This window comes from Paenibacillus vortex V453 (genome assembly GCF_000193415.1).
In the GTDB taxonomy this organism is placed as follows: domain Bacteria; phylum Bacillota; class Bacilli; order Paenibacillales; family Paenibacillaceae; genus Paenibacillus_AQ; species Paenibacillus_AQ glucanolyticus.
In genome coordinates this window covers 44269-57768 of the sequence record NZ_ADHJ01000039.1, presented here as the reverse complement: position 1 = coordinate 57768, position 13500 = coordinate 44269, and the positions used below count along the sequence as shown (strand labels likewise).

General features: G+C 52.0%; 10 protein-coding genes. 6 read left to right on the top strand and 4 right to left on the bottom strand.

Annotated features, from left to right (window positions below; all coding sequences use genetic code 11):
- Positions 1–84: 84 nt before the first annotated feature.
- The gene (locus tag PVOR_RS21635) at positions 85–591 is read left to right on the top strand and encodes a DinB family protein (protein ID WP_006211617.1); all 507 of its coding nucleotides are present in this window, start codon (positions 85–87) and stop codon (positions 589–591) included.
- A 76-nt stretch (positions 592–667) separates the two neighbouring features.
- On the opposite strand, the gene PVOR_RS21630 is transcribed toward PVOR_RS21635, so the two are convergent.
- The 4 genes from PVOR_RS21630 to PVOR_RS21615 form a co-directional block, all read right to left on the bottom strand.
- Positions 668–1393 carry a hypothetical protein gene (locus PVOR_RS21630; RefSeq protein WP_006211616.1) on the bottom strand — a complete coding sequence of 242 codons (726 nt, stop codon included), beginning with the start codon at positions 1391–1393 and terminating at the stop codon, positions 668–670.
- Positions 1380–1925, bottom strand: coding sequence for an RNA polymerase sigma factor (locus PVOR_RS21625; RefSeq protein ID WP_040680846.1), 546 nt, complete (start codon positions 1923–1925; stop codon positions 1380–1382). The genes PVOR_RS21630 and PVOR_RS21625 overlap by 14 nt, the downstream gene beginning before the upstream one ends.
- A gap of 290 nt (positions 1926–2215) precedes the next feature.
- A complete protein-coding gene (locus PVOR_RS21620) occupies positions 2216–3094 on the bottom strand; it encodes a carbohydrate ABC transporter permease (protein ID WP_006211614.1) in 879 nt (292 codons plus the stop codon).
- Positions 3095–3130: 36 nt separating this feature from the next.
- Entirely contained in the window at positions 3131–4057 is a 927-nt protein-coding gene (locus PVOR_RS21615) for an ABC transporter permease (RefSeq protein ID WP_006211613.1), read from the bottom strand.
- Between the two features lie 478 nt (positions 4058–4535).
- Here PVOR_RS21615 and PVOR_RS32200 point away from each other — a divergent pair, with 478 nt between their 5' ends.
- The 5 genes from PVOR_RS32200 (at position 4536) to PVOR_RS21595 (ending at position 13418) form a co-directional block, all read left to right on the top strand.
- Entirely contained in the window at positions 4536–5312 is a 777-nt protein-coding gene (locus PVOR_RS32200; RefSeq protein ID WP_006211612.1) for a cache domain-containing protein, read from the top strand.
- A 40-nt stretch (positions 5313–5352) separates the two neighbouring features.
- Entirely contained in the window at positions 5353–6813 is a 1461-nt protein-coding gene (locus PVOR_RS32195) for a helix-turn-helix domain-containing protein (RefSeq protein WP_006211611.1), read from the top strand.
- A 281-nt stretch (positions 6814–7094) separates the two neighbouring features.
- A complete protein-coding gene (locus PVOR_RS21605) occupies positions 7095–8567 on the top strand; it encodes a DUF3502 domain-containing protein (RefSeq protein ID WP_006211610.1) in 1473 nt (490 codons plus the stop codon).
- A 360-nt stretch (positions 8568–8927) separates the two neighbouring features.
- The gene (locus PVOR_RS21600) at positions 8928–10301 is read left to right on the top strand and encodes an alpha-L-fucosidase (RefSeq protein ID WP_006211609.1); all 1374 of its coding nucleotides are present in this window, start codon (positions 8928–8930) and stop codon (positions 10299–10301) included.
- Between the two features lie 3 nt (positions 10302–10304).
- On the top strand, positions 10305–13418 hold the full coding sequence (locus PVOR_RS21595; protein WP_006211608.1) for a beta-galactosidase: 3114 nt from the start codon (positions 10305–10307) through the stop codon (positions 13416–13418).
- Positions 13419–13500: the final 82 nt, after the last annotated feature.

Sequence of the window (13500 nt, the reverse complement as noted above, 5' to 3'; positions counted from 1 at the left end):
TGAATGCATTCAAGGCGCAGCCCTAGCGTCCTTTATTCAACGGATGTATAATCATGGAAAATGCTCGAAAAGGGAGTGTTTTCCATGGAGCTTCAAGAAATTAATCGAGAATTAAAAGAGACAAGGAACGAGTTACTTGGCATCCTCAAGGGCTTGGATGGAGATCAACTAAACAGACGGCACGACTCCAACAGCTGGAGCATCAGTCAGATATGTCAACACTTATGTAAAACAGAAGAATTATATGTTGCAGCAATAAAAAGAGGACTAAAGAGCACGGATGATTCAATCTTAGAGAATAAACCTTTGGAATTTCTGCTGGACAGAAGTAAAAAGCTAGTGGCTCCCGACATTGCCAGACCAACGGATGAGATTATGGAGCATAAGGAAATGGTGGAGAAGCTCCATCAGTCAAGAGCAAAGTTAACGGAACTTCTAAATTTATTAGAAGATCCGTCCATCCTAAGCAGAAGACATTTTGTCCATCCCGTCTTTAAAGAGATGTTATTGATTGAATGGGTTAGGTCGCTGTACCTGCATGAACAAAGGCATCTTCAACAAATAAATGAAATTATCGAAGGATTTAAGTGATGCTTTGAAAATTCCCACAAGGGTTGGAACATCTATTGAATTCATACATGACAGCCCTTGTTCAAGTTTGGTTTTTTTATTTAATTGATCCTGCTAATTCTATGATTTCTTGTTCGCTCATAACATCATCTTCTGTATAATCAGTCACCGTGACTACTATTTTCCAATCTCCTTTTTCAAAATAAAGGTGTGGAACATGGATGAACTCTGGACTAGTAATCAATGTAGCCGTGACGTCTTGAATTGAAATTTCCTTCACTAGCGCTGTACCAGTAGTTTGTGCGTAAAACTCAGGCTGTCTATTGTTTTTATAATTAGCTATGACTTCATAGTAGCGGTCATTCGTACGTATGGTATAGTCATACCCAAGAGGTGAATCATCCTCTTTTCTAGTTCTAATTTCTCTTTGCCCAGACATCCCATCTAATGGATCAGGCCATGGAATAGAGATTCCAAGCGACTTCTCTGCCTCCTCCTTGTTTAAAACTAGAGATCGGGCATCACCTGCAGTATTCGCCCATGAATAACCGATTTCAGCATTTTTCACGTTTTTAATCCATTTAACCTCTATAAACTGCTCAATGAACGCCCGAACTGGGGATTGAGATAGGGTAAGAAAGCATAGTGAGCCAAGAATAGATAAAACAATGATTCGTTTTCGATAAATACGACGATTTGGATGACCGCCTGATTTTCTGTTTGAATATTTTTCCCATATATTCTCGAATACAACAGATGCGTGTTTAGAGTCAATATGGGTATGTAATGCATCCTTAATATCCGACCGGTTAATTTGTTTCATGGTAAGCTCTCCTTTTGCGAAATTCAAAAGCTTCATTTTCCAGCATCTGTTTACGAAGCGTAGTTAAAGCTGCATTGAGTCTTGATTTGCAAGTACCTAATGGTATACCTAAGGCTTCAGAAACTTCACTCAGCTTCAACTCAGCATAATAATGAAGTACGATGATTTCTTTGCTTTTCAATGATAGCTGGTTAATTTCTTTCCAAAGTTGCAGAGATTCTTCATTTTGTATGATCTTGTTTTCAATTAAATCCTCATCAGCCGTTTCTGGTGTGAACCCGATGAATTTCAACCATTTTTGCTTGCGAAGCATGTTACGCATCGTATTTATCGTTATTTTATAAATCCAAGGCTGTATCGACTTAGTGGAATCGTATGTATTAAATTTTCTGAACACTCGGATAAAAGTCTCTTGCGTAATGTCATCAGCAAGTGCCTCCGATCTTGTTATCAGCAATGCGGTTTGATAAACATACATAGAATATTCGGTAAATAACTGTTTGGCTTCATCCTGTGTTATTTCAGGTAACATCAAATCACCCCCTTTTTGTTTGTTTTTCACCTTATATACACACTCAGACAAGATTTGGTTCGGTAGATTTTGATTTTTATTGAATCCTATCAACATGTACTCTTGAGTTTATAGGGATCGGTCGCATATTTCGATGGTCAATTTCGTTAACGTTGAGGAGATGTATCAACCATTGTTCATCAAAAAAAGGCTAACCGCACGCGGTTAAGCCTTTTTGGTTTGCATACAGCTCGATTCCCGGCTATGTGCCATGAAACCTTGAATACGAAGTAGTTGTTAAATCGCAGCTCTTACTCCTTCACAGAGCCAATCAGCAGGCCTTTAATAAAATACCGCTGCAGGAACGGATAGAACAGCACCACCGGGCCAATCGTCAGAATGGCGGTGGCCATCTTCACCGATTCCTGAGGGAGCGTCTGGCTGCCGAGGATGGCTCCGCTGCTCTGCATCTGCTGGATCATGCTGATCTCGGAGTTCAGCTTAAACAGCAGGTATTGCAGGGGATACAGCTTCTCGTTGTCCACGAGCATGATGGCGTTAAACCAGTTGTTCCAGTAGGCGATGCCGTAGAACAGCGTGATGGTGGCAAGGACGGGCATGCACAGCGGGAAGAAGATCCGAAACGCGATATAGAAATCGCTGGCTCCATCGATTTTGGCTGCCTCCGTGAGGGACGGCGGAATCTGGGACATGTAGTTGCGCACGAGGAACAGATTGAACGGGTTGAATACCAAGGACGGAATGATCAGGGCCCAGATCGTGTTGTTCATACCGAGATTGAGGTTGATCAGATACCAGGGCACCAAACCCGTATTAAACACCATTGTAATGAAAAAGAACAGTCCAAGTCCGTTGCGGTAACGGATATGCTTGGCGGCCAGCGTATATCCGGCCATGGACGTAATCGTGACGGCAAGGATTGTGCCAATCACCGTCACGAAGATCGAGATCATGTAACTCTGGTACAGCGGCGTGCTGCCGAACAGGAGCAGCTTGTACGCATCCAGTGACAGCTCACTCGGAAACAGCTGGTACCCGAATTGTTTAATGCTGGCTTCATCCGTGAAGGAGACCATAAGCACGAGCAGCATGGGCAGGATGCAGAGGATGGAGATGATACCGATCAGGGCGGCGTTTACGGCGTCGAAAAATTTAGGTCTGGACGTCATCTAAGTTTCGCTCCTTTCCGAATGGTTCCGGCACATCTAGAACAAAGCATGATCCGGATTTACCTTCTTCACGATTTTGTTGCTGCCCCATACGAGAATAAAGCCGACCACGGATTGATACAGTCCGACGGCCATCGCTTGAGCCGGATTTCCGATGGTGCGGAGAGAACGGAACACATACGTGTCGATGACGTCGACGGTGGGATACAGCAGCCCGTTGTCCTTCACGATGGCATAGATCATGTCGAAGCTGCCGTACATGATTTTGCCCAAGGCCAGCAGGGTCAGGATGGTTATGGTCGGCAGCATGAGCGGTATGGTGATATGACGGATAAGCTGCCAGCGGCTCGCCCCGTCGATCCGGCCAGCCTCGTAATAACTGTCGTCAATTCCCGTAATGGCTGCCAGATAGATGACGAGGTTCATTCCGATGTCCTTCCACACCGCCGCGGTCGTAAGAATCCACGTCCAGTATTGCGGAGAGGCGTACCAGTTGACGGGATCGACATGGAAGAACGCCAAGATGCGGTTCAGGATGCCGTAGTCGGTAGACAGCAAGCTGTAGACAATGTAGCTGACGATGACCCAGGACAAAAAATGCGGAAACAATATCGTGGATTGGGTCACCCTTGAGAACCAGCGGCTGCGGAGCTCATTGAACAGAATGGCCAGTGCCATGGCTGCGAGCGTGCCAACCATGATGAATAAAAAATTGAGCTTCAGGGTGTTGAACGTAACCTCAAGCGCCCTGGGAGACGAGAAGAAAAACTTGAAATTGTCAAAGCCGACCCAGGCGGAATTAAAGAGACCTGTCTTGAAGTTGAATTTTTGGAACGCAATGAGCATGTACGGAAGCGTGAAATAACCGAAGACCAGTGTATAGATGGCAGCCGGTACGACGAGCAGGTAGGCGGATCCATTCGAGCGGATTTCGCGCAGGAAGCCGGAGCGGTTTTTTTTCACAGGTAGCACGTCCTTTCGTTTGTGATGGGGGCTGCAAGCTTCAGCGGTTCTGATTCGAGTGTAAAGAGAGTTGCCGTGTGCAGTAAACTATGAAAATGGAGTTTGGGCGGATTGAAGGGAGATAAGGCTGCTTTAAAAAACGGCAAAAACTTCAAATTTGAGTGTTCAGCACAGCGTTGTCCGGATTGAATAATCCCGAAAACCCCTTATACTGTAAGGGTTCTGGCTAATGATGCTCCTAAAGAATAGCCTGGGGATCAAAATAAAGAATGCGTTTTCATATTGATGAATGTCCTAAGCATATGTAAGATGAGAGTAAACCAATAATCCGGTCCAAGTATTCGAATTGCTAGAAAACATGATTAAATTAACATATAGACTACATATAATGTTAGTAATGTTCATAGAAGATGGGAAATTTTGTAACTCCGAGAATTTCATTTTAACTTATAACAACCAGATGGCAAGGAGGGAGAAAATGATCCGGCAGCGATTATTCCGCTATGCGGTCTACCGAAATATGTTTCTCAGCTTTATTTTGCTTACGGCAGCCATGATTGCCCTCGTAACCGTTGTCCTGTTCATGATGTTCTCCTGGAGCACCGCGAAGGAGGTAGGAAAAATATCCGAGTCGATGCTGAAGCAGAACAGCGCCGTATCGAGCGTAATCCGTGATCAGGTTTATAACGTAGGCAATCTTCTGCTCAGCGACAAGGAGATCGTGGGCGTCCTGTTGGACAAAGAGGCCGATCCGGTGAAGCAGTACGGGGTGTTTGGCACCCTTAACCGAATTCAGTCCACGTATCCGTTCATCCATTCAATCGGAATTTATAATGGCTCGAATAACACATATCTGAATACAAAAGGGATTACCAAGGATCAGGAGAAGGCATTGCTGGAGGAGATCAACCGCAAGAACACATCCTATTTCCACCTGTTCCCGCGCAGGATCTCTTCCGCTACTTCGGCGAACCGGAGCGAAGATGTCCTTACCTTCGTCCTCCTGCCGAGCTATTATTCGCCGCTAAGCTCCAAAGGCGCAATCGTGATCAACATGAGTACCGACACCATTCAGGATCTTATCGGGGGTTATCGCAACGAAGCGGTGGATTCACTGCACGTCATCGATGACAAGGGGACCATCATTACCCATTCGGATCGATCCCGGTTCATGGAGGATATTTCGCAGGAATCCTACGTCCAGTCGATTCTGGCTTACGGACAAGGAGAGCGGTTATTTCACCCGCTCCATTGACGGACGCAAGAGTCTCGTCACCTACGTCAAGTCCAAGGATATGAACTGGACGTTTATCAGCGTAAGCCAGTATCAAAATCTGCTGTTCAACATGCAGGCCCTGCGAACGTCAGCGCTGGTTCTTGCTCTGGCATGCTTCGCCGTCAGCATGTTCCTCTCGATTTGGCTTACGCATCATGCTTACAACCCGATCCGCCACCTGCTGGAGAAGATGAGCGCCATTCCGAAAGTGAAGGATCGGCGGCAGATCAACGAATTCGCCATATTAGACATGACTTACGCCGAGATGACCGAGAAAATGCGATCGATGGAGTCCGAGGCTTCGGTCGCGCGTCAGGCCCATGTGCTGCAGCTGCTCAAGGGCGGCGACGAGACGGCATTCCACCGTCTGGCCGGGGAAGGCAAGGGGCCTTACTTTCTGGCAGTAGCTCTTCTACTCGATAGCGAGGACGGATCGCCCGGCGGTGAGGACGAGGAGCTGCAATCGTATGCATGCGCAGCTGTAGCCCGGGCAGCCCAGCACATGCTGGAGCCGGAGGGAGCCAGCGTGGCGGCCGTGGGCGATGGGACGGTAGCGATCCTTCTCCCTATGAAGCAGAGCCGTCCCCCGCTTCATGTATTAGGCATGTTGGAGGAGCTCCAGGGTGAGATTCTCCGCACGCTCCGCGTGTCCGTTACCGTCGGTATCGGAACCGCTGCGCAGACGTACGAGGAGCTGCGTGAATCGTTCGATTGTGCGCAGTCCTGCTTCCGGCAGCGCTTCTTCGAAGGCAAGGGCAGGCTGTTCCAGGCCGATCCGGTCATTATCGCCGTGACCGAGCCTTCCGAAGCGCAGTATCCGGACAAGCGTGAGAAGCGTATCATCGATGCCATCAAACTGCAGCAGAGCGATAAACTGGAGAAGGAAATCGATCAGTGGATCAAGGAGATTCGCGATTACAACTACCATGAAGTTATGTTTTTCATCAATCAATTCATTGGGGGCCTGTACAAGCAGCTCAATGTACACACGGTGAAAAATAGGGAAAGCGCAGACCTCTTCCTCGGTTTCACGCGTCGGATTACGCGCTTCCAGACGCTTCAGGAAACCGCGGATGCCTTGAAGGAACTCGCTCTGCAGCTCTGCAGCCTCTCCGAGGAATCGGGTGCGGTTCGGCATGCGGAGGTGGTGGATTTTATCCAGATGTACGTACGCAAGCATTACGCGAGGCCGGATATGTCGCTCGAGCAGGTTGCGGGCGAGGTGAAGCTGTCCCGGAGCTATGTCGGCAAGCTGTTTAAGGCGCATTGCGAGCTGTCGTTTAACGATTACCTGAATGCCGTCCGACTGGAGAAGGCGAGGGAACTGCTCGCCAGCACCGAGGATTCGGTTCAATCGATCAGCGAACAGGTAGGCATTCTGAATACAACCTATTTCTATACGCTGTTTAAGAAGCACTATCAGATCTCGCCGGCACAGTTCCGAAGCCAGCATGCAATCGAGACGAAAAAGGCGCAGTGAGGGGCAGCTAAGATGCGGGTTCAACAATTCGGATTTTGTTCGACGCCGAGATTACTTCCTGATCTGATTCGTGATCAAAGAAGGCTTCCTGACAGCCGTTTAAAGCGTTTTAAAATGGCGAAAACCATGATTTTGAAGTATACGCCATCCCTGATGTCTCCTTAAGATAGGAATCGTACAGCATGATAGGAATTACAGCATGACAAAACCAAATGAAGTCAGGGGGAGACACGCATAGAAAAAAAGGAAAAGCGCTAGCACTATGGTTGGCCGCAATATTTATGGTTTCTGTGATCGCGGGCTGTTCCGGTGGAGGCGATTCCGGCGGCGAGAGCGGATCGGCGAGCGGAGAGAACGGCGGCGGGGATAAGCTCCCGGTCCGGTATTTGCTTCCGGGCTCCGCGCCGCAGGGCTTGGAAGCAGCGGTCCAAGCGATTAACGAGAAGCTTGAGGCCGATGGTCTGAACCTCACGTATGAACCGACATACATCGCGTGGGACGTATGGGATCAGAAGACCAATCTTATGATGTCGACGGGCGAGGAATTTGAGCTGATCGCGATCATGCATGATACAAAAGGACCGACGGTTCTTGCCGGCAGCGGCGGGATCATTCCGATCGACGATCTGCTGGATCAATACGGCAGCGAGCTGAAAGCTTCCATGCCGGACTGGATCTGGGAATCGTCCAAAATAAACGGCAAGATTACTTACGTGCCGAACTTCTGGGCGGATACCGCTTATAATGACGGCATGTTCACGATTCGGACCGATCTGCTCGAAGCGAATGGTTTGCAGGCTCCAACATCCCCGGAGGAGCTGCTGGATGCGGCGGAGACGCTGCAGAAGAACTGGCCGCAGGACAACAAGAACGTGTATATCAAAATGCTGGAGGAGCCTGCCTACTTCCTGCATACAACGTACGACACGTATCCTTTTACGGTGGCGGACAACATGATCTACATCGATCAGCAGGGGAATGTGAAGTCCTGGTTTGAGACCGAGGAATTCAAAAAAGACGTGCAGTTCATGAATGAGGCGTACCAGCGTGGACTGATCATGAGCGATCTGCTCACGACACCATCGGAGGTTATTAACCAGGAGGAGCTGGTCGGACGTTATCTGTATCGTCCGGGAGACGTTGGCGTGAGCGACACGATCCGTCAGTCGTTTCCGGAAGCCAAGCTGGATATTTATTATTTGGCTGAACAGCCGAAATTCAGATCCTACGCGATCCGCAATTCCAACGGAATCTCGGCTACGTCTCCGCACCCGGAGGCCGGTGTTCAATTCTTGAATTGGGTGTACAGCAGCCAGGAGAACATGGACCTTGTCCAAAGCGGTGTGAAGGATGTGCATTGGAAGGATACCGGAAAGAATACGAAGGATTATCTTGCGAAGAACGAGAACGGTTCCCCAGCTTATGAGCTTCCGTACTGGCTGCTCGGTCATGTGGAGATGAATCGTTATCCAACAAATACGGATCCTGCACGACTGGAGCGGCGGACGTCGATTTCCGACGATGCTGTAAATAGCATCACGATCGGTTTCACCTTCGACCCGACAAACGTCGCTTCCCAGTACGCGAATTGTATTGCCGAGTTGAAGACCAGCGTCTATCCTGTGATGCACGGGGTCGTGAAATACGAGGATGCCTACGATAAAATGCTGGCTGCGATGAAGTCTGCCGGTCTCAATGAGGTCGTGGCGGAATATAAACGGCAATTCGATGAGTGGAGAGCCGGTCAATCGTAAATACAGTCGCAATAGGCGCAGTGCAACATCATATAACCGGGCAATCCCTGCCCCGGCCTTAGTGCCGGAGAGGGATTGCTTTTTTTGTGCATAAACCAATCATAAAGCAGGCTGCGAGGGGAGGCTTGGCGGAAGCAGGTGTTCAGACGTTACCCGCAGCCCCGCCCCATAGCTTCAATTTCCCGATATTGGCCAATTTCAAAGTTTTCTCTCAAAAGTAAAGTGTTCAAGACAGGAATTCCCGAGCTAGAGTAAAGGTCAGACGAAGCCTGGAGGCTTCTCGCAGGACAAATAGACGACAATTACGATCGGGGCTGTCCGCATAACAAGAGCTGGGGCAGCATAAGGAGGACGTTGTTCATGACCAAGCAAGCACAAGCCATCCGGAAGGGCTGGCAATGGTTTACGGAAAGCCGGTACGGCATGTTTATTCATTTCGGACCTTATGCCCAGTATGGGCGAGGCGAGCAGGTTCTGTTCCGGGAGCATTTGGACCAGGCGGAATACGTAAGGAAAGCCTGCGAGTGGAATCCGGAATTTTTTGACGCCGAGCTGTGGGCGTACACGGCACGCAAGGCGGGTATGAAATATGCCTGCTTGACGACTCGTCACCATGACGGATACTGCTTGTGGGACACGGAGACGACGGATTATTCGAGCGCGAAGCAGGCGCCGGGCAGGGATCTGGTCCGCGAATTCACCGATGCATTCCGTGCCCAGGGACTTCGGGTCGGCTTGTATTATTCCTGGATCGATTGGCGCATCCCGGCTTACTTCGACGGACCGGAGAAGGATCCGGAGGGCTGGGAAACGATGAAGCGGTATTTGCATGCCCAGGTAGAGGAGCTGGTCACGAAATACGGGCGCATCGATCATTTCTTTTTTGACGGGGTCTGGCCGCGAACGGCGGAGGACCTTGAGAGCATCAAGCTGGTCGAGCGGATGAAGTCGATTCAGCCGGATATTCTGGTCAACAACCGCCTCGGTCTGTCCGAGGAGGAGAAGCTGCATGCGGACGGTGGCGGCGGATCGGGTGATTCGGAGGTGCTGGGCGACTTCGGCTCCCCGGAGCATGTCATCGTCCCGGATCAGAAGCGTCTGTGGGAATCCAACCAGGTGACAACGTGGCGGCTGTGGGGTTACACGAACGGCGAACGATGGCGTCCTGCCGATGTCCTGCTCGACATGCTGTGCGAATGCGCGGAGAAAGGCGGAGCTGCTGGAGGGAATTTGCTGCTTAATGTTGGGCCGCAGCCTGACGGGCAGCTTCCTCCGGCATTCGTGGAGCGGGCGCTGAAGATCGGCGAATGGCTGGATGTTCACGGGGAGGCCATCTACGGCTCCGACGGCGGGAACCTTACAGAGTTCATTTCCTACGGGCGGCAGACGCTGAAAGGCAACCAGCTGTTTCTCATTATTCGTTTCTGGGACGGCCGTCCGATGCTGAGGCTGGCGGATTTGGTGACACCGGTATCCCGGGTTACGCTGCTGACGACGGGACAGGAGTTGTCGTTCCGGCAGGAGGACGATGTGCTGTATATCGAGGGGCTGCCGCGGGAACGTCCGACCGAGTTGTTCCCGGTTATCCGTATCGAATGCGAGAGCCGGCCGCAGACCAATCAATGGGGCTTGGAGCGCCTCTGGACCGGCGATCATTCCCGAATCGCCGACTGGGCCAGGACGCGAGGGACATCCGTTTATGTCGATGGTCAGCCTAGAGCGAGAAAGGAGTAGTCCATGAGAACGCTGGTATTTTACGATGAACATTTTCCTTATGAAGGCGAGCGCCCGTCCGAGAAGGCGCTGGAACAATTGCGAGGATGGGGGGAGGTTGCTGATGCTGCGGCTGTAGGAGAGCGGCTGGCGGAAGGCGGCTGGGACGTGCTCCTGCATCTGCATGGACCGTACTTTCCGAAAGCGGTATGGACGACCATCGAGGCATATCTGAAGACCGGTGGAGGTTTAGTGCATGCGGGTGGTGTGCCTTTCCGCAGACCTGTTCGAGAGCTGGACGGAGCCTGGCATATCGAACGCGAACAGTTGGCTTATCATCAGCGAATGGATATCCACGATGTGCTGAAGGTCGATGTGTCGCGCGTCCAGGGGCTGAAGACCTCCGCCGAGTATCCAATCCTGCAGGGGCGCGGGGATCTGTTCGGCATCGAGCCGACCTGGGGCTTGACGCTGCATCCGACCAAAGCAAGTGATATTCCGTCCGAGATGGGGGCAGGCGGTCCGATGGACGCCGTTATCTCACCGCTGCTGACAGGTGTGGATCGAGATCAGCGCGAGCGGTCTGCTCCGATTGTCATGTTAGAGCAGCATAAAGGTGATTTCGCAGGCGGGCGCTGGATTCTGATCAACCAGCAGCTGCGGGCTTCGTTCTGGGAGACGGAAGGGCTTGACGTTCTGAAAGATTTGGCCGAATACGCTGGAATGGGCGTTACGGAGCTGTGGCTGAAGCCGAATTATGCTTCCTACGAGCCGGGCGAGGAGATGCGATTGACGGTTCAGCTTCAGGCTCTGTCCAGAACGTCCGTCCCGGCATCACGCTGGCATTTTGCGGTTTGCGTCATGAAGAAAGACAACGGAGAGATTGTCTGGACCGGGCACGCGAGGTCGGAAGCCGGTATGGAGCAGCGGGATCTGCAGCAGCTTCACTTGTCTGTGCCGGTAAGGCTGGAAGCGGGCCTGTACCGGATCGTGTGCGAAGCCGAGTCCGAGTCCGGGGAGCGTCGCTGCCTGACCCAAGCGGTCTGGGGTGTTGACCGTCCTCTGCTGCAAGCTGGGGAAAGGCTGGAATGCGGGCGCGATTACTTCCGCCGCGGAGGCCGATCTGTTCCGATCGTTGGGATGACATATATGACCTCCGACGTCGCGCGGAAATTTCTCCATCTGCCAAACGTTCAGCGGTGGGATGCGGATATGGCGGAGATGAAGAGGGCAGGGATCAATCTGATCCGGACAGGCATTTGGACAGGATACCGAATGATCATGTTTGCCGACGGCCATGCGACTGAGGACGTGATGCGGGCGATCGATGCCTTTATTCTGACCGCCAAGCGACATGAGCTGGAAGTGACATTTACCTTCTTCTCCTTCGCTCCAGAGGCTTGGGAAGGCGTGAATCCGTATCTGGATCCGCGATCGGTGGAAGCACAGAAACGCTTCATTGCTTCTATCGTAGGGCGTCACAGGGGAACGACCAACGTGCATTGGGACTTGATCAATGAGCCTTCGCTGTTCGATCCGAAGCGGATCTTCGAGGGGCCGGTATCGATAGGGGACCGGTTCGAACGACAAGCCTGGTCCGAGTGGCTGCGGCAGCGCCATGGGAATGATCTCTCGCTGCTTCAGGAGCGCTGGAACATGACGCCGGGTGAACTACCGTCATTCGACTCCGCACCGACGCCGAGTCCTGACGATAAGCTGTTCAACAGCGTGCTGCAGCCGAAGAAGTGGGGGCCGTGGCTTGACTTCACGCTGTTTACCATGGATATGCACAACCGGTGGGCATCTGAGCTCATCGGCACTATTCGCCGCTCCGATCCCCGTCAGCTGGTGACGGTCGGGCAGGATGAAGGCATCTGCTCCCAGCGCCCGTCGCCGTCGTTCTACGGCCCTGTCGTTGATTACACTACGGTCCACTCCTGGTGGCAGAACGATCACCTGGCGTGGGACGGCATCTTTACCAAGACGCCGGACAAGCCAAATCTGGTCCAGGAGACCGGCATCATGCACGTGCAGCGTCCGGACGGCGTCGCCAAGCGGACGGAGGAAGAGCTGCGCAGCATCCTGGAACGCAAGTATGCCTATGCGTTTTCGACCGGAGGCTTGCAGTGGATATGGAATATTAATTACTTCATGGATAACGCCAACGAATCCAATATCGGGGCGCTTCGGGCGGATGGAACGCAGAAGCCCGAGGCCGATGTGTCCTATGACTTCGGCAGCTTCATGAAGGAAGCATCCGTCCTGTTTGACGATGAGCGGCAGCTTGAAGATATCGTCGTCGTTTACCCGTACTCGAATGATTTTTCCAGCAGGAAGCTGGCATACGAAGCGACAACGAGGGCCATGCGCACGCTAACGTTCGGGATGAATGTCCATCCACGCGGTATCGGCGAATACCAGTTGGAAGACCTGAAGCGCTATTCGGCCAAGCTCATCATCGTGCCAAGCGCGCACAACTTCGACGATGAAGCGTTTGCCATGCTCCTTGAGCTGGCAAGGGAGGGCAGTACCGTCCTGTGGACCGGACCGCTGCGCACCGATGCTTATTGGGGGGAGGCACTGCACCGTCTGCAGGCAGAGATCGGCGAGACCGTCCAGGCCAACGTACTTCGGGAAGAAATGCTGGAGCTGGCGGGCGAGCGGTTTGCCGTTTCATATGGTGAGCGGAAGATCAATGCGCTGGCAGTGGATCGTCCGCTGGGTCGGTTGGATGGAGCGCTGGAGCCCTTCACGGTAACCTTGGGCAAGGGACGATTTATCTGGTGTCCGCTCCCGGTTGAAATGAATGAGCGCTGGGAACCGATCCAGGCTCTGTATGCGGAAGCCCTTCGCTCCGCGGCCATTTTGCCCGAGCTGGAATGGCTGAAGGGGGGCGAACTCCCGGGGATATATGGCCGCAAGCTGGCATTCGGACAAGGAAGCCTCTATGTCTTTGTCTCCGAGCACGCGGCAAGCGCAGAAATCGAAGTAAGAGACCCGGTTTCCGGGACGGGTTACGCCTTCGTGTTGGAACGGGAGCGAACGGTCATGTCCATGACCGATGCGGAGGGACAGGTGCGAACGGTATACCGGCCGGAGGAGGTTCATATTTGGCAGAGCCCATCGTCCAGACCTTGAGTCGTACGCCCTTCCTCAACAGGCAGGAAGAGGGCTCGATGGAATTCGACTTAGGTACTGCGCGGTGATGCAGCTTTACTGA